Origin of the sequence: Bradyrhizobium guangdongense, from assembly GCF_006483445.1 — a bacterium.
GTDB lineage: Bacteria > Pseudomonadota > Alphaproteobacteria > Rhizobiales > Xanthobacteraceae > Bradyrhizobium > Bradyrhizobium guangdongense_A.
This window is the reverse complement of the sequence record NZ_PPPT01000071.1, coordinates 31812-52405: the sequence shown is the minus strand read 5'-3', so window position 1 is coordinate 52405 and position 20594 is coordinate 31812. Positions and strand designations below refer to the sequence as shown.

Below are 20594 nucleotides of genomic sequence, written 5' to 3'. Positions count from 1 at the left end.
ACTGATTGAGCCCGCCGCGATTTTTCTGCGGCTGCCGCATCGTGGAAAATAAAATCGATCTCGTTGAGATCGCCACTTACGCCATCGATGATCACGCTCGAAAGAACCCCAACGAGCGAGGTCAGACATGGCGAAGATGCGAGCTGTCGATGCAGCCGTCCGTATCCTGGAGAAGGAAGGCATCACCACTGCCTTCGGCGTTCCCGGCGCCGCGATCAACCCGCTTTATTCGGCACTGAAGAAGCGCGGCTCGATCCACCACATTCTGGCGCGCCATGTCGAGGGCGCGTCGCACATGGCGGAGGGCTACACGCGGGCGAAGGCCGGCAACATCGGCGTGTGTATCGGCACCTCGGGGCCGGCAGGAACCGACATGATCACCGGGCTCTATTCGGCGATCGCCGATTCCATCCCGATCCTCTGCATCACCGGGCAGGCGCCACGCGCGCGGCTCTACAAGGAAGACTTCCAGGCCGTCGACATCGAATCGATTGCAAAACCCGTGACCAAATGGGCGGTGACGGTGCGCGAGCCGGCACTGGTGCCCCGTGTGTTCAGCCAGGCCTTCCACATCATGCGCTCGGGCCGTCCGGGGCCGGTGCTGATCGACATGCCGCTCGATGTGCAGCTCGCCGAGATCGAGTTCGACGACGAAACCTATGAACCGCTGCCGGTCTACAAGCCGACCGCGACGCGCAAGCAGGTCGAGAAGGCGCTGGAAATGCTGAACGCGGCCGAACGGCCGCTGATCGTCGCGGGCGGTGGCATCATCAATGCCGACGCCTCCGATCTGCTGGTCGAATTCGCGGAGATCGCGAATGTTCCTGTCGTGCCGACGCTGATGGGGTGGGGTGCCATTCCCGATGATCACGTGCTGATGGCCGGGATGGTCGGCCTCCAAACCAGCCACCGCTACGGCAACGCCAATATGCTGGACTCCGATTTCGTGCTCGGCATCGGCAACCGCTGGGCCAACCGCCACACCGGATCGGTCGAGACCTACACCAAGGGCCGCAAATTCGTTCACGTCGATATCGAGCCGACGCAGATCGGCCGCGTGTTCAACCCCGATCTCGGTATCGTCTCGGATGCCAAGGCCGCACTTGAACTCTTCGTCACCGTCGCCAGGGAGTGGCGCCGGTCCGGCAGGCTGCGCGAGCGCCAGGCGTGGCCCGCCGCCTGCCTCGATCGCAAGCGCTCGATGCTACGCAAGAGCCACTTCGACAACGTGCCGATCAAGCCGCAGCGCGTCTATGAGGAGATGACCAAGGCCTTCGGTCGCGACACCTGCTACGTCTCGGTGATCGGGCTGTCGCAGATCGCAGGCGCGCAGTTTCTTGGCGTCTACAAGCCGCGCAACTGGATCAATGCGGGGCAGGCGGGGCCGCTCGGCTGGACATTGCCCGCCGCCCTTGGCGTGCGCGCGGCCTGTCCGGATCGCGACATCGTGGCGCTTTCAGGGGATTACGACTTCCAGTTCCTGATTGAGGAGCTCGCGGTCGGGGCGCAGTTCAATCTGCCCTACATCCACGTCGTCGTGAACAATTCCTATCTCGGCCTGATCCGCCAGGCGCAGCGCGGTTTCGAGATGGACTATCACGTCCAGCTTTCTTTCGAGAACATCAACGCGCCCGAGCTCGGCGTCTATGGCGTCGACCATGTGGCTGTCGCCGAAGGTCTCGGCTGCAAGGCGATCCGCGTCAGGGACTCGAAGGACGCGCAGGCCGCTTTTGCGACCGCGCGCGAGTTGATGGCCAAGCACCGCGTGCCCGTGGTGGTCGAGTTCATCCTGGAGCGCGTCACCAATATCGCGATGGGTACCGAGATCGACAACATCGTCGAGTTCGAGGAAGTGCTGGATCTGCCGCTCGACGAGGTCGCAAGCGCGCGGCCCAGCGTGCTCCAGCCGGCCGAATAGGGAGGACGCACATCATGCCGAAGTTCGCCGCCAACCTCACCATGCTGTTCAACGAGATGCCGTTTGTCGACCGCTTCGCCGCGGCGAAGGCCGCAGGCTTCAACGGGGTCGAATATCTCTTTCCCTATGATTTCGACGAGGCGGTGCTGCGCGAGCAGCTCGACAGCCACGGGCTCACCCAGGTGCTGCACAATCTGCCCGCCGGCAACTGGGGGGCGGGTGAGCGCGGCATCGCCATCCTGCCGGACCGGGTCGCCGAATTCCGTGACGGCGTGTTCCGCGCCATCGATTATGCCAAGGCGCTCGACTGCGATCAGCTCAATTGCCTCGTCGGCATCGCGCCCGAGGGTGCCGATCCGCGCGAGCTGAACGAGACGCTGGTCGGAAATTTGCGTTTTGCCGCTTCGACTCTGGCGCGGGAGAACATCAAGCTGCTGGTCGAGCCGATTAATACGCTCGACATTCCCGGCTTCTTCCTCAATGGGACCGAGCAGGCGGTGCAGCTCATCTCCGAGGTGCGCTTGAACAACCTGTTCGTTCAGTACGACATCTATCACATGCAGATCATGGAGGGCGATCTCGCCCGCACCATGCAGGAATATCTCCCGCAGATCGCCCATATCCAGCTCGCCGACAATCCGGGCCGCCACGAGCCCGGAACCGGCGAGATCAACTATCCCTTCCTGTTCCGCCATCTCGACGCGATCGGTTATCGCGGTTGGGTCGGCTGCGAATACAAGCCGCGCACCACGACGCTGGAAGGCCTGTCCTGGCACGCCGCGCAAACCTTCGAGACCTGAGGATTCCTGAAATGATCGATATCGGCTTCATTGGACTTGGCACCATGGGACGGCCGATGGCCGGCCATCTGCAGGCTGCGGGCCATCGCCTGTTCCTGCATGACGTCGGCGCCATCGCACCCGAGCTGATCGCCGGCGGTGGCATTGCCTGCAAGTCGGCAAAGGAGGTCGCGCAGGAGGCGGACGCCGTGATCATCATGGTGCCGGACACGCCGCATGTGGAGGCCGTGCTGTTCGGCAAGGACGGCGTCGCGGAGGGGATCTCCAAGGGCAAGATCGTGGTCGACATGAGCTCGATCTCGCCGCTCGCGACCAAGGAGTTTGCGAATAAGATCGAGGCGCTCGGGGCTGATTATCTCGACGCGCCGGTGTCGGGCGGCGAGGTCGGTGCCAAGGCAGCGAGCCTCACCATCATGATCGGCGGACCCGAGCGTGCCTTCAACACAATGAAGGCCGTGTTCTACAAGATGGGCAAGAACGTCACCCGCGTCGGCGCCAATGGTGACGGCCAGACTACCAAGGTCGCCAACCAGATCATCGTCGCGCTGACCATCGAGGCCGTGAGCGAGGCGCTGCTGTTCGCGTCCAAGGCGGGCGCCGACCCCGCGCTGGTGCGGCAGGCGCTGATGGGCGGTTTTGCCTCGTCGCGGATTCTCGAAGTCCATGGCGAGCGTATGGTGAAGCGCAATTTCGATCCGGGCTTTCGGATCGAGCTGCACCAGAAGGATCTCAACCTTGCGCTCGAAGGCGCGCGTTCACTCGGCCTGTCACTGCCGAGCACGGCGTTCGCCCAGCAATTGTTCTCGTCTTGCACCGCGCATGGCGGCAAGGCCTGGGATCACTCGGCGATGGTGCGCGCGCTCGAATTGATGGCAGGCCACGAGATCGCCGCTGCCGGAACTGTTACGCAGTAACGCTCCAGTTGTGTGCTGCGCTTCGACCGTGATGGAACCGGAACGATCGCCGTTTCCATCGGTTGTGAGCGCATCACAACACTGGAGATTTGGACATGAAGACCCGTCTTGCGATTTCGTTGGTTGCCGCGTCGCTGCTCGCGTCAGGCGCAGCCTTTGCCCAGTCGACCACCGAGCAGGGTGCCCGGAATGGCGCGCGTGCGGGCGGCGAGGTCGGCGGTCCGATCGGCGCGATGGTCGGCGGCACCGTCGGTGCGGCCGTCGGCGCCGGCCTGGAAATCCCGAATGCCGTTCTGGGCGGCCTCCCGCGCGACCACTCGGTCGTGGTGGAGGAGCGCGTGGTTGTCGGCGAGCCCCTGCCGCCCACCGTCGTGCTGCATCCGGTGCCGAACTACACCGAGTATCGCTACGCGGTCGTGAACGACCGTCGTGTGATCGTCGAGCCGCGGACGCGCAAGGTCATCAAGATCATCGACTGACCGTTCGTCGCGAGATCCGCGGGCCCTGCGGAGATCTACTCCGCGGGGCCTTCGCTTGTCATGGTGTTGGTGCGCAGGCGTGCGATGGTCCATTCGACTGCAGCCGACAGCACAAAGCCGACGCAGGCGGTGAGGGCGTCGACGACAAAATCTTCCAGCCGCGCATGGCGGCCGGGTGCAAAGAATTGCAACAATTCGAGCACGCCGATCAGGAGGACGGCGATCATCGCGACCGACCAGCGCCGTTTTGAATAAGCCAATCCAAAGGCAAGGCCGACGAGAACGAAGGCGAGCGCGTGCTCGCCGTCCTGGCCGAGGTCGGAATGGGGTCGAAGGCTGGCCGGGCCAAGTGTTGCAAAGGCGACGGCGGCAGCCAGGATCCAGGCAGAAATCCGGAGGAGGACGGTCATCCATCCCGCATAGCACAATCTCGCACTGCGATGGCAATCACGCAGTGGTCAGATGGCTGTGTAGTTAATTACAGATCATTAAAGCGGCTGGCGCACGCCGAGCCCATGCATGAACCGTTCACGAATCTGAACGGGATCGCGGCGGGTGGTGCCGACGCCCGGCTGGTCGTCGATGCGCAGTGCGATCAAGGTGGGTTCGGACGCGCTCAAGGATTCATCAACAAGGCGCTCGAAGTCCTCTTCATCCGCAGCCCAGACGCTGTTGGTCAGCCCCGAACCGACCGCGATCGCCACGATGTCGGCAACCGAAGCGGCCGGCGTCGGCTGCGAACCGGTAATCTGGTAGATGCCGTTGTCGAACACGATCATGGTGAGGTTCTTCGGCTTCAGCGATGCGATGGTCGAGAGCGCGCCGAGTTGCATCAGCAACGAGCCGTCGCCCTCCAGCGCAATGACACGGCGATCGGGCTGCGCCAGCGCGACGCCGAGTGCGATCGGGAAGGCCAGTCCCATGCTGCCGAGCATGTAAAAATTCTGCGGGCGATGGCCGGCGGCCCAGAGGTCGAAATTGGTGTTGCCGATGCCGCCGATCACGGCCTCCTCGTTCCTGAGCTTGCCGATCAGGCGCGAGGTGACGTCGTAGCGGTTCATGACCTTGGTGTTGCGATTGGCTGACGTCATGGCTGATCTCACTTGTCGAACGTCTTGCCGCCGGTGAGCAGCGGGTTGAGGATCAGCGCGACCGGCGCCTGCGTGGCGACGGCCTGCTTGATCGAGCGGTCGACGATGAATTCGAGCTCGTCGATCCGGGTGATGGTGTGGTGCTCGAGCGCCAGCGAATCCAGCACCGGGCGCGTGGTGCGGCAGACCAGCGCCTGGCCGTAGTTGAATTCGCCGAGCGTGCCGCGCTCGGACACGAACATGATCAGCGGAATCTGATAGGGCACCGCGAGCGAGGCCAGCACGTTGGCGAGTGTGGCAAAGCCCGAGGTCTGCATCAGCAGCGCGCCGCGCCGGCCGGCCATCCATGCGCCGGCGAGGATGCCGACGGCTTCCTCCTCACGCGCGGTCGCAAAGGTCGTGAAGAAGGGGTCGGCGTGCAGGTTCTTGATCAGCGGCGTCAGCACCCGGTCGGGCACGTAGGGCACGAGGTTGACGTCGTTCCGCTTCAGGGTCTGGAGCACGATGCCGTGCCAGGTCTTTTCCGCCTTGTCGTGAGGTGTCGGGGGAGGGGTGTGCTGCTCCGCAATCGCCATCTCGTCCTCCCTTGCCGCGATGATGATCCCGAGCGCAAATCGCGGCCGCCCAATTCAGGTGCTTTGGGGTCCGAACTTGACCTGACCCGCGGGATTGTCAACATGTCCGCGCCGGCATGGCGATCTGCGCCGCAGGGTCTGCCTTGGCCGGCGTCGCCGTGTCATAAGCCGCGACAACAAAGAGAACGGGAGGACAGCATGGAGGGGGCGCATGCCGCGCCGGTCCTGCACGGCCTCCATCTGGAGCCGGAAGCAGGTCGATGTCGGTCAACAGCAAGCGCGTCTTCTACGTCAAATATCTCGCCAACCCCATCTACATCGACATCCTGAAAGCGCGGGCCGACGTCCGGCTCGACCGGCTCGAAAACGATAGTCCGGAGGCTGATTTTGCGCCGGTCCTCGAGGCCGCGCATGTCTACCAGGTTGGGGCTGCACGCGACGAGCTGGCGCCGCATTTCCACGTCCATGCCGACCTCCTGAAGCGGATGCCGAACCTCCTGCTCGTGTCCTCCAACGGTGCGGGTTTCGATCCCGTCGATGTCGAGGCCTGTACGGCGGCGGGCGTGCTCGTGGTCAACCAGTCCGGCGGCAACGCGCATTCGGTCGCCGAGCACGCGCTCGCCATGATGCTCACGCTGTCGAAGCGGATTATCCAGTCCGACCGCCGGCTGCGCAGGGAGCGCAACGTCAACCGCAACGATCTCGTCGGCAATGAGGTCGAGCACAAGACCGTCGGCATCGTCGGGCTCGGCAATGTCGGCCGCCGTATCGCAGCGCTGTGCAGCACGCTGCTCGGCATGAAGGTGCTGGCCTACGACCCGTACCTCACGGCCGAGGAGATGGCCGCGCGCGGCGGCGAGAAGGTCGAGCTCGACGAGCTCCTGCGCCGTGCCGACTTCGTGTCGATCTCCTGTCCGCTCGACAAGGGCAGCCGCGGCATGATCGGGGTGCGCGAGTTCGCGCTGATGCAGCCGCATGCCTATTTCGTCACCACGGCGCGGGGCTTCATCCATGACGAGGATGCGCTGCTTGGGGCCTTGCGCGACAAGCGCATCGCCGGCGCCGGCCTCGACGTCTGGTCCAAGGAGCCGCCGCCGCCGGACCATCCGCTGCTGCAGTTCGACAATGTGCTGGCGAGCCCACATACCGCGGGGGTCACCATCGAAGCCCGCCAGAACATGGGCCGCATCGCGGCCGAGCAGGTGTTGGCCGCGCTCGACGGCAAGCGCCCGCCGCGGGTGATCAACCCCGACGTCTGGCCGCACTACGCGGAGCGCTTCCGCAAGGCGTTTGGCGTCACACCGGGGTAGCGGAACCGTGGCTGACCTTGATCCGCATCAAAATCCCTCTCCCTCAGTCGGACAGAATGGGATTAGAATGCGGCCGGGGCTGCAGGAGGTGCCATGTCACGCTATGTCGTCAGGTTCATGAAGGACGTGCTCGGGCAGTACGGCCGGCAGAGCGAAGTCTGCCAGGGCACCCTGGAGATCGAGGCTTCGGACGAAAGCGAAGCCACCGAGCAGGCGAAGCAGAAATTCTGCAAGGACCAGGCGTTGCATCACTGGTCCCTGCATGCGGACCGCATCCATGTGCAGGCGGCGGATTTTCCGTCGTAAATGCCGGATGGCCGTGCGGGGTCGGCAATATCGGTTGAAAACAACCCCATGCACAGTAGCCGGGCCGAGGTGCGAGGCGCTACGGATTTTTCGAAATAGCCCTTGACCCGTCGGGCAAATCAGGTGTATATTGCCATCATCGCAAGGTGTGGGCCAAGCCGTTGCATTTGGCGTCAGATGCCCTCATTCGCGTTCGAAACGAGCGAAAACCGCTCCGAATTTTTCCGAATCACGCCTAGCGTTGCGTCTCACGAAACACCACCGGCGGCACGGCGCGGTTGACCACCTCGCGTAGCGCGAAGCTCGACTGCACGCGTGCGACGCGCGGCAGGCGTGACAATTCGGTGCGGTGGATGCGCTCGAAATCCTGGATGTCACGCGCCAGCACGATCAGGATGTAGTCGTCGGTGCCCGACATCAGGAAGCAGCGGACCACCGAGGGGCATTTGACCACCTCCGCCTCGAACGCCTTCAGCGCCTCGTCGCTCTGGCTCTCCAGCGCGATCCGGACCAGCACTGTCGTGGTGAGGCCGAACTGCGCGAGATCGAGCGCGGCCTGGTAGGCCTCGATGTAGCCATCGTCCTCCAGCGCCTTTTGCCGCCGCGCCAGGGCCGTGCTCGAGAGCCCGACCTTGGTGGCGAGCTCGGTATGGCTTGCGCGCGCATTGGTGGTGAGTTCCGCGAGGATGGCGAGATCTTTTCGGTCCAGAGCCACGGTTTCGTTTCCAGCGTGAAAGAGCCAAACGGCGCCGGAAACCGGCGTCGAAAGAGCGAAACTACGCGATATTTGCACGAAACCAAACCGGCGCTGTCGATACCATTGAGAGGCGATTCAAGGGTTTGAGCAAGGAGCTTACGATGCGGGTCGGTGTTCCCAAGGAAATCAAGGTGCAGGAATATCGCGTCGGGCTCACCCCGGGCGCCGTCCGCGAATATGTCGCGGCCGGGCACAAGGTCACGGTGGAGACCGGCGCCGGCGACGGCATCGGCGCCTCGGACGAGATCTATCGGCGGGCCGGGGCTGCGATCGCGGACAACGCGCGCGACATTTTTGCCAAGTCGGACATGATCGTGAAGGTGAAGGAGCCGCAGAAGAGCGAGTGGACCCAGCTTCGCGAGAACCAGATCCTCTTCACCTATCTCCACCTTGCGCCGGATCCGGAGCAGACCAGGGGTCTCATCGCGTCCGGCGTGACTGCGATTGCCTACGAAACCGTCACTGACGCGAGCGGTCACCTCCCGCTGCTCGCGCCGATGAGCGAAGTCGCCGGCCGCCTCGCGATCGAGGCAGCCGGCGCCGCGCTCAGGCGGTCGGCTGGCGGCCGCGGCGTGCTGCTCGGCGGCGTGCCGGGCGTGCAGCCCGCCCGCGTCGTGGTGCTCGGTGGCGGCGTGGTCGGAACCCAGGCGGCACGCATGGCCGCGGGCCTCGGCGCCGAAGTCACCGTGATCGACCGCTCCATCCCGCGTCTGCGCCAACTGGATGATCTCTTTGCCGGTCGCGTGCGCACGCGCTTCTCGACGATCGAGTCGGTTGAGGAGGAAGTATTCGCCGCCGACGTTGTGATCGGTGCGGTGCTGGTGCCCGGCGCCAGCGCGCCAAAGCTCGTCACCCGCAAAATGCTGTCATCGATGCGGCCGGGCTCGGTGCTGGTCGACGTCGCGATCGACCAGGGTGGCTGCTTCGAGACCTCGCGGCCGACGACGCATGCCGATCCGACCTATGAGGTGGACGGTGTCGTGCATTACTGCGTCGCCAACATGCCGGGCGCGGTGCCAGTGACGTCGAGCCAGGCGCTCAATAACGCGACGCTGCCGTTCGGCCTGCAGCTTGCGAAGCACGGCTTTGCAGCCGTGCTGGAAAATCCGCACTTGCGCAACGGTCTCAACGTCTATCGCGGCCGCATCACCAACAAGGCGGTGGCAGAGAGTCTCGGCCTGCCGTTCTCGCCGACCGAGGGACTCGCGGCATAACGGCGCCGGAATGGGCACAACCATGCCTACAACTGAAGCGAGTTGCACATAGGATTTGCTCGTTCGCAATAGTTCCGTGCTCACGCGGAAATGATTGCGAAGATAAGGTTTCGCAATCGCGAAAATTCCTCAATGCAGACACACCGAGGTTAGGTTCATGGCGCCAGATGGTGCGCCGGACTTACCACGGAATGCTGCGAATGCTTGGCTTGCTCATCTTGATCTCGATTGCCGCCGTCTCGTTCGGAGCGGGATACTGGACGCGGGAACGAATCTCGCGCAAACGCCGCGCGCACTATCTGAAGTGGGAGCCGTATGTCCGGTCGAGCCCGCGTCCGACGCAGCCGCCGGCATTCCTCGTTCACCCGACGCAGACGAAGCAGCGGCCCTATGCGGTCGACGGCGCACGAGTTGCCTCCGGCCGCTGAAGCGCGATGACGTTGGCTTTCGCGAAGCCACCCTCTCCCGCAAGGGCAGGGCAATCGCATATGCCCTGTGATACCTGGAGCACGAACATATCCACATCGTCATGGCCGGGCTTGTCCCGGCCATCCACGACCTTTCCCGCAGCACGAAGAACGTGGATGCCCGGGACAAGCCCGGGCATGACGAGTTTGTGGCACGAGCATGCCGAACAATGGAAAACGCATATGCGATTGCCCTGCACAAGGGAGGAGAGGGTGCACCGTTTGCGCGGCTACGTTGCTTGCGCCTTCGTCAGCCGGTACTGCCCAAAGTCCGGATCATGGGTCATGCGCCAGTAGTCGACGAAGCGCCATGGCATGGCCGAGAACACGCGGCCCTTCTTGTTGCGGTAGTAGGTGGTCATGCCCTTGTGGGTCCAGATCATCGCCTCGTGCTCGACATCGACCTTGCGGACGTAATCGTCGAGCACGTCCGGGCGGACGTCGATCGCGGCTATGTCCTGCTCGATCATGTCGACGAGGCAGGCGGAGATGTAGCGGGCCTGGCATTCCGACTGGAAGATCACGCTGCCGCCATGCGCCGGACCGGAATTCGGACCGAGCATGCAGAAGAAGTTCGGGAAGTCGGGCACGGTAAGGCCGAGGAACGCCGTCGGGTTGTCGTTCGCCCAGGCGTCGCGCAGGTTCTTGGCCCCGCGTCCGGTGATGTTGAGGCGCGCGGCCATCTCGGTGACCTTGAAGCCGGTGGCGATCACGATGATGTCGGCAGGACGCCGCTCGCCGTCGGACGTGACGATGCCCCCGCGATCGAAATGGTCGATCGCGTCGGTGACGAGCTCGACATTGTCCTTGGTCAGCGTCTTGAACCAGTTGTTGTCGAGCAGGATGCGCTTGCCATAGGGCGGATAGGCCGGCACGCATTTAGCGATCAGGTCGGGGCGGTCCTTCAGTTCCGAGAGGATGAAGTCGGTCAGCTCCTGCCGGTGCCGGTCATTGCCCTTGTTGACGGCCCGCTCGGGGTGCGGCCAGGCCGGGTCCTTGCGCAGGAAAGGCAACAGGCCGTCGCCGTAGCGCCAGAACATGTTGAAGCGGTACCATTTCACATAGAAGGGCAGATGCGCGAGCAGCCATTGCGCACCTTCCGTGATCGGGTCCGAGTAGCCTTTCACCGGCCGCGCCCATTGCGCGGTGCGCTGATAGGCGGTGACGGAGGCGACGCGGTCGGCGATCGCAGGCACGAGCTGCATCGAGGTTGCGCCGGTGCCGATCACGGCGACATGCTTGCCGTCGAGCTTGATATCGCCTGACCACAGCGCCGAATGCAGGATCTGGCCTTGGAAGGTCTCCTCGCCCTTGAAGTGGGCGCGGGAGGGATCGTTGAGCTGGCCGATGGCGGAGACCAGTGCGGTCGATTCGAAGGTCTCTTCGCCGTCGAGGGTCTTCAGCGTCGAGATCCAGCGCCGCTTGCCTTCGTCCCAGCGCGACGAGGTCAGCTCGGTGTTGACGCGCAGGTGCTTTCGGATGCCGTATTCGTCCGCGACCTTCTGCAGATAGGCGAGCAATTCCTCGCGCTGGCAGAAATAGCGCGTCCAGGGATTGAGCGAGCCAAAGGAGTAGGAATAGGAATGGTTCGGCGTGTCGACGCCGCATCCGGGATAGCGGTTGATCCACCAGGTGCCGCCGAGCTCGGCATTCTTCTCGACGATGGTGTAGGGGATACCGAGATGGCCGAGCGCGACGCCGAGCGCGATGGCGCAGACGCCGGCACCGACGATCAGGACATGCTGTTGCGCGAGCTTCTCGTCCGCGGGGCGCCTGGTCCAGGGTGCCTCGCGCGAGATAAAGCCCATCTCTTCGCGCATCAGAGGCGCGTATTCCGGCGCGACGTTTTCGCCGAGGCAGGCGCGCATCATCTTCAGCAGAAGCGCTTCGCCGGGATCGGTGATAACGGGGCTTGGCGTGCCCTCGGCAAAGAGCTTGACGACGGCGGCGCGGATTTCGTCCTGAACGTCCTTCGGCACTCCGGCATCAGGCTCGGGAATGAGGCGGATGTCGCGCTTGGGCAGATAGGGCGGCTCGAGCCAGCGCTCGTCGCCGGTCATATGCACCAGCACCATCAGGAGGCAGCGGATGTCGCCTTCGGCAATCGCCGAGGCGAGGTCGAGTGGCCTGCGCGGGCGCTCGATGTTCATGGCGTCGTCTTCTCCCCGGAAGCGTTGAACAGGCCGCGCGTCATCAGCTTGCGATAGGCCGAGATGACGTGGTCGGGCACGGCGGTGACGCCGTCAGCCGAATAGGAGTAGCGACGGCTGAGATAGCCGCGCGCACCCATCAGCATGTGGACGATGGCCTCGAACTCCTCGTCGCTGAAATCCGCGATCGCGCCCGCAAGCCGGGCGCGGCGCAGGATACGGACATAGGCGGTGGAGATGTTGTCGAGGTGCTTCTGGTAGCCGGAAGGCGCAAAGAATTCGGCTTCGTTGAGGATGCGCAGGAATTCCGGGACTTCGCGGATGAAGTCGAAGAACGCGGAGAAGCGCTCGATCTCCTGACGCGCTGCATCCGCCGTGCCGGTGCGGGCGCGGATGAAATGCACCATGTCGAGACCGATCTTTGGCAGGAGCTGATCCAGCAATTCCTGCCGGCTCTCGAAGTGATTGTAGAAGGTACCCTGCGCGACGCCGGCCTGCTCGGTGATGCGGGCGACGGACGCTTCCGCATAGCCATATTTGCCGACGACCTTGGTCGCGGCCTCAAAGATCTTCTGCTTGGTCCAGGCGTTGCGCTCGACGCGATTGAGCTTGGTCACCTTGGCCGTGGCTCGCGCTTCGGTCATTCAACGCTCCTGAGTTCGGCGCGCAGCACGCGCCGATTATTGCCCGGCACGTCTCTCATTTATGAATTATGACTCGTAATTCATCTCTGGTTCGGCGTCACCCCCTTTCCCCTGAAATTCTTGTTATGGCCCAGCGATTTGCGATCGAACGGGAACGCGAAGGGGAATGATGCCTGGAACGTTCAACTCTGGCCCGATGGGCTCCGGTGCTTGACCCTTGCCGCCGCCATGATGGGCGCAAGCAACGACCAGCACGGGGCATGCCGACGGGTTTGGCGGGCGGCGTCGCGCGACCCGACACCTGGTGAGCAAGGCGGTCACGCAGGAGTCGACGAGATCAACGCGGCCGGCATCCCGCTCTCCAGAGGGGACGGCTCGGCTCCGAGAAGAAAACTATCGTGCTTGCATCGCCCGGCGGAAGGAGTTTCCCCTCCAAGGACCAAAAAAGCCAATCGCTTCCATTGCTGTTTGGGCTGGAAACGACGACATTTCAGCCAGAAATTGATGGATTGGCTGCGATGGAACGCGTGAATTTCGAGCCGTTTGGCGAGCGCCTGGCCCCCCAAGGGGATGCCCGGCCGCAGTCGCGCGCGTCCAAATATCTGCTCTGGACCGGCACCGGCCTGTTCTGGTCGCTGGTCGGCGCCATCGTTCTGGCCCGCGCGGCCTTCTTCGAGCCCGGCGTTTTCGACGGCTTTAGCCGCGTCGCCGCGCTCGCAAAGAATCTGATCTTCTGATCGCCTGATCTTCTAATCTTCCGGATCGCCTGATCGGCCCAACGCTCCCGCGCGAAACGCTCGCACGTGTGGATGATTGACGCCGAAGGACATTACTTGCTTTCATAGCTCCCGCTTGGAAATATATTATCCACTCGCGCCTTCGGGCGTATAAAATCTTCTCCTTCGGGAGACTTGAGTGGCCGATAAGAAAGTATCCTCCGCAGCCGGCACAGGAACGGCAACCCCCGCGAGCCGTATCGCAGCGCTGATCCCCGGCATTCTCCTGTGCATCGGGGTGGCCGGCATTTCCGCAAGCCTCGAAGGCGTCGAACGGCATTATTTCGCACACCCCTATGTCGAAGCGCTGGTCATGGCGATCCTGCTCGGCATGGCCGTGCGCAGTTTCTGGAAACCGTCCGAGCGTTGGCAGGCCGGCATCGCCTTCAGCGCCAAGCAGCTGCTCGAAGTCGCGGTCATGCTGCTGGGGGCATCCATCAGCTTTGCCGCGATTGCTGCCTCGGGCGTCGCTTTGCTTGCCTCGATTGCCGCCATTGTCGTGGTCGCGCTGGCGGTCAGCTTTGGCCTGAGCCGGTTGCTTGGCCTGGGGACGCGACTGTCGATCCTGATCGCCTGTGGCAATTCGATCTGCGGCAATTCAGCGATTGCGGCGGTGGCGCCGATCATCGGCGCCGACAGCGACGAGATCGCGTCCTCGATCTCGTTCACGGCGATTCTCGGCGTGATGATGGTGCTGGGCCTGCCGCTGCTGATCCCGCTGCTGCAATTATCGGCGACGCAATACGGTATTCTTGCGGGCCTCACCGTCTACGCGGTGCCGCAAGTGCTGGCCGCGACGCTGCCGGCGGGGCTGGTCAGCACGCAGATCGGCACGCTGGTGAAACTGATGCGCGTGCTGATGCTGGGACCGGTGGTGATCGCGCTCTCGCTGTTCATGTCCCGGCAGGGCGGTGCACAGAAGAAATCCGTCGGCTTCTTCCGCCTGGTGCCCTGGTTCATCCTGGGTTTTCTGGCACTGGCAACGTTACGCTCGCTCGAAGTCGTGCCCACAAGCGTCGTGAGCCCACTGACGACGATCACGGGCTTCCTCACCGTGGTGTCAATGGCCGCACTTGGTCTTGGCGTCGATGTGCGCGTGCTCGCCAATGTCGGGGGACGCGTGACCGCCGCGGTCACGCTGTCCCTGATGCTGCTGCTCGCGATCAGCATCGGGTTGGTGCACTGGTTCAAGTGAGGATCTCACCCTCTCCCCTTGTGGGAGAGGGTGGCTCCGCGGCACGCGGAGCCGGGTGAGGGGTCTCTCTCCGCGAGTGACTCTCTCGCGATTTGAATCTGCTGAGGCAACCCCTCATCCGGCGCTTCGCGCCACCTTCTCCCACAGGGGGAGAAGGGGGCCAGCGCCTACAGCACGTCCGCCAGCGAGTGGCCGTGCAGTTCGATGTTCAGCCCCTGCATGCCGAGATCGGTGATCTCGCCGCCCATGGCTTTCAGGCTCTCTTCGCGGATCAGCGACATCAATCCGCGGCGCAGCGCCAGGAACTCCGAGGACATCATCATCGACTGCTGCCGCGGCCGCTCCAGCGGGATCGGGATTTCCGCCTTGATCGAGCCGGGGCGCGCGGTCATGCAGTAGACGCGGTCGGAGAGGAAGATCGCCTCGTCGATGTCGTGGGTGACGAACAGCACCGAGATCTTCAGCCGCTGCCACATGTTGGTGAGGATCTGCTGCATGATGACCCGGGTCTGCGCATCGAGCGCGCCGAACGGCTCGTCGAGCAGCAGCACCTTTGGCCCCGTCGCCAGCGCCCGCACGATGCCGACGCGCTGCTTCATGCCGCCGGACAACCGCTCCGGATAGTGCTTTTCGAACGCCTCCAGGCCGGCGAGGCCGAGCAGGGTGCGCGCGGCGCGCTCGCGCTGCGAGCGCGACATGCCGCGCATCTTGAGGCCGAACTCGACGTTCTCCCGCACCGTCTTCCAGGGAAACAGCGAATATTGCTGGAATACCATGCCGCGCTCGGCGCTCGGCCCGTTGACGGGTTCGCCGTCGACGGTGACGATGCCTGTGGTCGGCTTGAGGAAGCCCGCGACCGCGTTGAGCAGCGTCGACTTCCCGCAGCCGGAGGGGCCGACGATGGACACGAACTCGCCGGGCTTCACGTGGATCTGCGTGTCGGTGACGGCCTCAACCGGACCTTCGATGCTGTCATAGCTGAGGGAGAAATTCTTGACCTCGATGTGGCCCTTCGGCGCGACGACTTTGATCTCGCTCATTTCGCCCTCCATGGCATCACGATCTGGCCGGCGCCGCGGATCAGGAGGCTCGAGCCCAATCCGAGCACGCCGATCGCGATCATGCCAAGCGCGATGTCGGCGTATTGCACCAGCGAGTAGGCTTCCCAGGTGAAATAGCCGATGCCGTACTGGCCCGAGATCATCTCGGCGGCGATCAGCGACACCCAGGCCACGCCCATGCCGACGGTGAGGCCGGTGAAGATGTGCGGCAGCGAGGCCGGGAAATACACCTCGCGGAAGATCGAGCGCTCGCGCGCACCGAGGCATTGCGCGGCGCGCACCAGCACGGGATCGACCAGCGACATGCCGTGCAGCGTGTTGACGAGGATCGGGAAGAACGAGCCGAGGAAGGTGATGTAAACGATGCTCTGCTCGTTGGTCGGCCACAGCATGATCGCCATCGGCACCCAGGCGATCGCCGGGATCGGCCGCAGCACTTCCGCAACCGGGAAGATGATCTCGTGGATCAGCTTGAAGCGGCCCATGATCAGCCCGAGCGGCACGCCGACCAAAGCGGCGAGCGAAAATCCCATCAGGATGCGCCGGCAGCTCAAGAGGATGTGCATCAGGAATTTTGGATCGTGGATCGCCTTGGTGAAGCTCGCATAGACCGCGAGCGGCGAGGGTACGTTGGTGAAGCGCACGAAGAAGACGACGCGGTAGGTCGTGAGCAGGTGCCAGACGATCAGGAACGCGATCAGCGAGGCGATGCCGATCGCGGTCGCCCGCAGGCTGCCCTGGTTGAGCCGGTACCAGCGCAGCGCGAGCGTGCCGAACGATGCCGGCGCGCTTTGCGGCGTGGCGCTGGGCGCCGGCGGCGCGTCGGGCATCGCAGTCTGCATGGTGTCTTCAGGATGCCGCAAAATGGCGGGGCTGCTCACGTCTTGCCTCCGGTCACCGCCGCCTTCACCGCGTCCTCGAAGCCGAGCACCTTGCCGCTGATCTTGGCGGCATAGGCTTCGGCGTCCTTCTTCAGGAGGAACGGTGCGATCTCGTCGCTGCCGACCGCGAAGAAGGCCTGGTCCGCGAACAGCTTGATGCCGCGGGCGGTGTCGAAGACGTAAGTGACGTTGATCTTCTTGCCCTTGGCCTTGTAGTCGGCATAGGCGCCGAGCGTGCAAGTTGCGCTTGAAAAGGGCAGGATGCCGGCCTCGTCGACCCAGACTTCGCCCGCCTTGCGGGGATCGCCGATCGGCTTCTTGCAGAAATTATCCTCGCCCGAAATCTCATAATTCTTCGTGCTGGCGAGCTGAGTGTCATAGTCCAGCTTCATCTCCGCATAGGCCTTGCGGATGTAGCTGTCGTCGACCCACTTCTTGGGGTCGAACTCCTTCATGCGCCCGAGGTTCTGCAGCACCTTGACGTCGGTGGTGGCGGCATCGATCAGCGCGGGCTTGATCGAGGGATCGGTCGTCATGTTGCCGCTGGGGCCTAAGAAGATGTAGACGACTTCCTTGCTGATGCCGGTCCATTCCTGGATCTTTTCGGCGGCGAGTTTTGGATTGTCGCGCAGCCACTGGTTGGCGGCGATAATCGCCTTCATGTAGGCGACGACGACTTCGGGGTATTTTTCGGCAAAGTCGGTGCGCACCACGATGCCGTGGAAGGTCGGCAGATTGGTCTCGACACCGTCGAAGATTTTCCGTGCAAAACCGCGGAACGGCAACAGCTCGGCGAAGGGGACGAAGTCGGCATGCGCGTCGATCTTCTTCTCCTGGAGATTGGTCGAGCCGACCTCCGGGCTCTGGCTCACGAGCTGGAAGAAATCGGCGGGGTAGCCGCGGTCCTGCAGCGCCTTCAGCACCATGCCATGCGCGGCGGAGCCGAAGGGAACGCTGACGAGCTTGCCCTTGAGATCGGCGAGATCGTAGTAGGCGGAATCCTTATGCACCACCATGCCGTTGCCGGAGCCGGACAGGCTGTAGGCGGCGATGCCGATCAGGCGGCTTTTGCTCTCCGGATTGCTCTCGAAGGTGAAGCCGTTCACGATCAGCGGATAGTCGCCCATCATGCCGATCTGCAGCTTGTTCGCCATCATCGCATTGGTGACGGGCGGACCGGAGGTGAAGTTCTGCCACTCCATCTCGAACTTGACGTTGGCGTATTTGCCCTCGGTCGGCAGATATTTCTCGAGCAGCTTGAGCTGGCGGATGACGACGCCGGCGGTCACGGTATTGGTCGTCGTATCCTGCGTGCCGATGCCGATCGTGACGGTTTCCGCCGTCGCCGGCTGTGCGATGAGAAGCGCGAGCGACGTCACCGACATCGCGATCGAGAGCGTGGGAAGATGGCGGACCATTCTCATCCTCTTTCGGTTGGATGTGCTGTGGTTGCCATGATTGGGTGAGGCCGCGGGCAGGGCAAATCCGGAGTTACCGTCGCAGTCGATTAGTTGCCGGGAAAAGGTGATTGCATACTCCTTGGGCAGTTCTGCACTTGAAAGCCACTTGCATGTGCATCGACATTAGTCGCCGGCCCTTTCAGTCCGAGGCCTTTTCAGTCCAAGGCCTTTTCAGTCCAAGGCTTGGCCCCGCATCTCCTCCAGCACGTCGGGCCGGCAGACCACGATCTGGGACCGCTTGGTCAGGACGATTCCCTTCTCCTGCATCCGCTTCAGGCTGATGGTGACCCACTGCCTGGTCGCGCCGACCATGTGGGCGATGTCGGCATGGGTGAAGGCGGCCGCGATCACGGTGCCGTCGGCATCCTCCACGCCGTAGAGCTCCACGAGGTGAAGCATCAGGTGCGCGAGGCGCTGCGTGATCGAGCGCGTACCCAGCATCTGTGCCAGCGCCGAATAGCACTTGCCCTTGAAGGTCAGGCCTTCGATCAGGCCGATGGCGAGGTTGGGGATCTCGACTGCGAGCGAACGCAGTTCTTTTCCGGGCAGGTGCACCACGGCGCAATTGCTGGATGCAACGCCGGACCATTGATGCACGGTGCCCTCGAACACTTCGGGCCCGCCGACGAAATTGCCGACATGCCAATAGGCGAGCGTGATCTCGCGCCCGAGCGGTGAAGTGTAGAACACGCGGATGCGGCCGCTTTCGATCAGCCAGATGCCGTCGTGACGGCCACCCTGGCTGAACAGCGTCTGGCCGCGGTTCAGCACCTTGCGGCGGCCCTGTTTCAGCACCAGCTCGCGCTCGCGCAGTGTGAGCTTGTCCATCAGTGGCGGCGGCCCGCCGATCGACTGGTTCTCGGTCAGGAGCAGCGATGAGCTGCCGGCGGATCGGCCCGTTGCGGGAACTGTCCCGCGCACCGCATTTGCCGCCTGCATCAGCATTGTCCGCCTCCGGAACGTTCAAATCGTTCTAAAGAGCAGCAATGTTCGTGCCAGATGGGGCAGGGGCGGGAGGGCGAAAAAGTGAACGGGATCAAGGGGTGGGGAGAGACGGGAGCGACTCATGCGTCGTCCTGGACCAGCGAGCTGAGCGAGCGTCGATCCAGGACCCATTACCCCAGGGAGAAGTTGGCCGCGCGCAAACGTGGTTACGAGTCTTCGGCAAACTGAGAGCGCGTCAGCGCTCCGCCAAACTCAGCAGATACGGCTTCGGGTAGATCCCCCGGTTGTGCCCGTCCGAGAACGAGATGTTCAGCCCGTAGCCGAGGTCGCCGATATCCGTGATCGCGATGCCGGGGAAGCGCTCGGGGAAGCGGCCGTCGAAGCGGGCGCGGGTGCAGTGGGCGCATTTGCAGGCGAGGCGAAGCTGCTCGGCACGAAGCTCGAGCTGATCGTCTTGCGTGGTACGGACGACGAGCGCGGCGAGATCGGCGCTCGCCTCGTAGTCTGCGACGGTCGGTGCCACCAAGGCGGTCATGGTCATGAGAGTTCTCCAAGGTTCTCCCAAGCACGACCGCAACATTGGGGATAGCAACTAATTGCCGGACGGCGCATGACGAATTGATCGCTGCGATATTTCGCAACTAATCGACCGTACGCAGCGGTTCGACGTTGCGAGAACGCCCTCTCTCCGAAACCTTTCGCCGCATCGCGAAAGCCACGACGAAGGAGAGACGGACGATGAGCGCCTTTCAGAAGGAAACGGTTCTGTCGGTGAAGCACTGGACGGAATCCCTGTTCTCTTTCACGGCGACGCGCGATCCCGGCTTCCGCTTCCAGAACGGCCAGTTCGCCATGATCGGCCTGGAGGTCGAGGGCAAGCCGTTGATGCGGGCCTACAGCATGGCCAGCGCCAACCATGAAGAGGCGCTCGAATTCTTCTCGATCAAGGTGGCGGATGGTCCGCTGACCTCGCGCCTGCAGAAGATCAGGGAAGGCGACATCATCCTGGTCGGCCGCAAGGCCACGGGCACGCTGATCACCGGGAACCTCCTTCCTGGCAAGCGGCTGCTGCTGCTCTCGACCGGCACCGGCCTTGCGCCATTCGCAAGCCTGATCAAGGACCCCGACGTCTACGAGAACTTCGAGACCATCATTCTCGCCCATGGCTGCCGCCAGGTCTCGGAACTCGCCTATGGCGAGCACCTCGTCGAGAACCTGTTGAGCCACGAGTTCTTCGGTCCGCTGATCCGGGACAAGCTCGTCTACTACCCGACCGTGACGCGCGAGCCCTTCAGGAATCGCGGCCGCATCACCGATCTGCTCGAATCCGGCCAGCTGTTTGCCGATATCGGGCAGTCGCCGCTCGACAAGGACACCGACCGCATCATGCTGTGCGGAGGACCAGCGATGCTGGAGGAACTGCACGCGATGTTTGGGGCGCGCGGCCTTGTCGAAGGCAATCACAGCCAGCCGGGCCACTTCGTCATCGAGAAGGCCTTTGTCGAGCGCTGATGCCCGTTTGCCCAAGCTGCGGTCAAACGGGCGGCTGCGGTTTGGGCAAATGAACCAAAGAGCGGCAATTTTCCTCCGGCGACAACTAATTGCTATCGCCGGACTCTTCCCTGAACAAATCTGATGCAAAGGCGCCGGA

At 63.5% G+C, this 20594-nt stretch carries 22 protein-coding genes; 11 read left to right on the top strand and 11 right to left on the bottom strand.

Annotation, left to right across the window (positions count from 1 at the left end):
• Nucleotides 1-127 precede the first annotated feature (127 nt).
• From gcl to C2U70_RS10460, 4 genes are all read left to right on the top strand, one after another.
• Nucleotides 128-1918, top strand: coding sequence for a glyoxylate carboligase (gene gcl / locus C2U70_RS10475; RefSeq protein WP_140977929.1), 1791 nt, complete (start codon nucleotides 128-130; stop codon nucleotides 1916-1918).
• Nucleotides 1919-1932: 14 nt separating this feature from the next.
• Entirely contained in the window at nucleotides 1933-2718 is a 786-nt protein-coding gene (gene hyi, locus C2U70_RS10470) for a hydroxypyruvate isomerase (protein ID WP_140977928.1), read from the top strand.
• Nucleotides 2719-2729: 11 nt separating this feature from the next.
• Nucleotides 2730-3632, top strand: coding sequence for a 2-hydroxy-3-oxopropionate reductase (locus tag C2U70_RS10465; RefSeq protein ID WP_140977927.1), 903 nt, complete (start codon nucleotides 2730-2732; stop codon nucleotides 3630-3632).
• A gap of 95 nt (nucleotides 3633-3727) precedes the next feature.
• Nucleotides 3728-4111 carry a DUF1236 domain-containing protein gene (locus tag C2U70_RS10460; protein ID WP_140977926.1) on the top strand — a complete coding sequence of 128 codons (384 nt, stop codon included), beginning with the start codon at nucleotides 3728-3730 and terminating at the stop codon, nucleotides 4109-4111.
• 35 nt (nucleotides 4112-4146) lie between these two features.
• On the opposite strand, the gene C2U70_RS10455 is transcribed toward C2U70_RS10460, so the two are convergent.
• The 3 genes from C2U70_RS10455 to C2U70_RS10445 all read right to left on the bottom strand — a co-directional run bounded on the left by C2U70_RS10455 (nucleotide 4147) and on the right by C2U70_RS10445 (nucleotide 5777).
• Complete coding sequence (locus C2U70_RS10455; RefSeq protein ID WP_140977925.1) at nucleotides 4147-4521, bottom strand: VanZ family protein; 375 nt, start codon at nucleotides 4519-4521, stop codon at nucleotides 4147-4149.
• Between the two features lie 78 nt (nucleotides 4522-4599).
• Nucleotides 4600-5202 carry a thiamine pyrophosphate-dependent enzyme gene (locus C2U70_RS10450; RefSeq protein ID WP_140977924.1) on the bottom strand — a complete coding sequence of 201 codons (603 nt, stop codon included), beginning with the start codon at nucleotides 5200-5202 and terminating at the stop codon, nucleotides 4600-4602.
• An 8-nt stretch (nucleotides 5203-5210) separates the two neighbouring features.
• On the bottom strand, nucleotides 5211-5777 hold the full coding sequence (locus C2U70_RS10445; protein ID WP_140977923.1) for a thiamine pyrophosphate-binding protein: 567 nt from the start codon (nucleotides 5775-5777) through the stop codon (nucleotides 5211-5213).
• Between the two features lie 260 nt (nucleotides 5778-6037).
• Here C2U70_RS10445 and C2U70_RS10440 point away from each other — a divergent pair, with 260 nt between their 5' ends.
• Together C2U70_RS10440 and C2U70_RS10435 are read left to right on the top strand one after the other, a co-directional pair.
• Nucleotides 6038-7087, top strand: a complete 1050-nt coding sequence (locus tag C2U70_RS10440; RefSeq protein WP_140977922.1) for a hydroxyacid dehydrogenase — start codon at nucleotides 6038-6040, stop codon at nucleotides 7085-7087.
• A 93-nt stretch (nucleotides 7088-7180) separates the two neighbouring features.
• Nucleotides 7181-7393 (top strand): hypothetical protein, encoded by a 213-nt coding sequence (locus C2U70_RS10435; protein ID WP_140977921.1) that lies wholly within the window; start codon nucleotides 7181-7183, stop codon nucleotides 7391-7393.
• 235 nt (nucleotides 7394-7628) lie between these two features.
• Here the strand turns inward: C2U70_RS10435 and C2U70_RS10430 are convergent, their stop codons facing one another.
• Nucleotides 7629-8108, bottom strand: a complete 480-nt coding sequence (locus tag C2U70_RS10430; protein WP_186294169.1) for an Lrp/AsnC family transcriptional regulator — start codon at nucleotides 8106-8108, stop codon at nucleotides 7629-7631.
• A 143-nt stretch (nucleotides 8109-8251) separates the two neighbouring features.
• Here C2U70_RS10430 and ald point away from each other — a divergent pair, with 143 nt between their 5' ends.
• Both ald and C2U70_RS10420 read left to right on the top strand, forming a co-directional pair.
• The gene (ald, locus tag C2U70_RS10425) at nucleotides 8252-9364 is read left to right on the top strand and encodes an alanine dehydrogenase (RefSeq protein WP_140977919.1); all 1113 of its coding nucleotides are present in this window, start codon (nucleotides 8252-8254) and stop codon (nucleotides 9362-9364) included.
• Between the two features lie 200 nt (nucleotides 9365-9564).
• Complete coding sequence (locus C2U70_RS10420) at nucleotides 9565-9792, top strand: hypothetical protein (RefSeq protein WP_140977918.1); 228 nt, start codon at nucleotides 9565-9567, stop codon at nucleotides 9790-9792.
• Nucleotides 9793-10061: 269 nt separating this feature from the next.
• Here C2U70_RS10420 and C2U70_RS10415 read toward each other — a convergent pair whose 3' ends face one another.
• Nucleotides 10062-11981: a flavin-containing monooxygenase gene (locus C2U70_RS10415; protein WP_140977917.1), complete on the bottom strand. Its 1920-nt coding sequence runs from the start codon at nucleotides 11979-11981 to the stop codon at nucleotides 10062-10064.
• Nucleotides 11978-12625 carry a TetR/AcrR family transcriptional regulator gene (locus C2U70_RS10410; RefSeq protein WP_140977916.1) on the bottom strand — a complete coding sequence of 216 codons (648 nt, stop codon included), beginning with the start codon at nucleotides 12623-12625 and terminating at the stop codon, nucleotides 11978-11980. The genes C2U70_RS10415 and C2U70_RS10410 overlap by 4 nt, the downstream gene beginning before the upstream one ends.
• Before the next feature lie 398 nt (nucleotides 12626-13023).
• Between C2U70_RS10410 and C2U70_RS33450 the strand changes: the two genes are divergently transcribed.
• Both C2U70_RS33450 and C2U70_RS10400 read left to right on the top strand, forming a co-directional pair.
• Nucleotides 13024-13362, top strand: coding sequence for a hypothetical protein (locus C2U70_RS33450; protein WP_246666721.1), 339 nt, complete (start codon nucleotides 13024-13026; stop codon nucleotides 13360-13362).
• Between the two features lie 178 nt (nucleotides 13363-13540).
• Entirely contained in the window at nucleotides 13541-14596 is a 1056-nt protein-coding gene (locus C2U70_RS10400; protein WP_140977915.1) for a YeiH family protein, read from the top strand.
• 167 nt (nucleotides 14597-14763) lie between these two features.
• Here the strand turns inward: C2U70_RS10400 and C2U70_RS10395 are convergent, their stop codons facing one another.
• From C2U70_RS10395 to C2U70_RS10375, 5 genes are all read right to left on the bottom strand, one after another.
• Nucleotides 14764-15636: an ABC transporter ATP-binding protein gene (locus tag C2U70_RS10395; RefSeq protein ID WP_140977914.1), complete on the bottom strand. Its 873-nt coding sequence runs from the start codon at nucleotides 15634-15636 to the stop codon at nucleotides 14764-14766.
• Nucleotides 15633-16538: an ABC transporter permease gene (locus C2U70_RS10390; RefSeq protein ID WP_140977913.1), complete on the bottom strand. Its 906-nt coding sequence runs from the start codon at nucleotides 16536-16538 to the stop codon at nucleotides 15633-15635. Before C2U70_RS10390 ends, C2U70_RS10395 begins: the two co-directional genes overlap by 4 nt.
• On the bottom strand, nucleotides 16535-17956 hold the full coding sequence (locus C2U70_RS10385; RefSeq protein ID WP_140977912.1) for an ABC transporter substrate-binding protein: 1422 nt from the start codon (nucleotides 17954-17956) through the stop codon (nucleotides 16535-16537). Before C2U70_RS10385 ends, C2U70_RS10390 begins: the two co-directional genes overlap by 4 nt.
• Nucleotides 17957-18169: 213 nt before the next feature.
• A complete protein-coding gene (locus tag C2U70_RS10380; protein WP_140977911.1) occupies nucleotides 18170-18943 on the bottom strand; it encodes a Crp/Fnr family transcriptional regulator in 774 nt (257 codons plus the stop codon).
• A gap of 235 nt (nucleotides 18944-19178) precedes the next feature.
• Complete coding sequence (locus C2U70_RS10375; RefSeq protein ID WP_140977910.1) at nucleotides 19179-19484, bottom strand: gamma-butyrobetaine hydroxylase-like domain-containing protein; 306 nt, start codon at nucleotides 19482-19484, stop codon at nucleotides 19179-19181.
• A 197-nt stretch (nucleotides 19485-19681) separates the two neighbouring features.
• Here C2U70_RS10375 and C2U70_RS10370 point away from each other — a divergent pair, with 197 nt between their 5' ends.
• On the top strand, nucleotides 19682-20455 hold the full coding sequence (locus tag C2U70_RS10370) for a ferredoxin--NADP reductase (protein WP_140977909.1): 774 nt from the start codon (nucleotides 19682-19684) through the stop codon (nucleotides 20453-20455).
• Nucleotides 20456-20594: the final 139 nt, after the last annotated feature.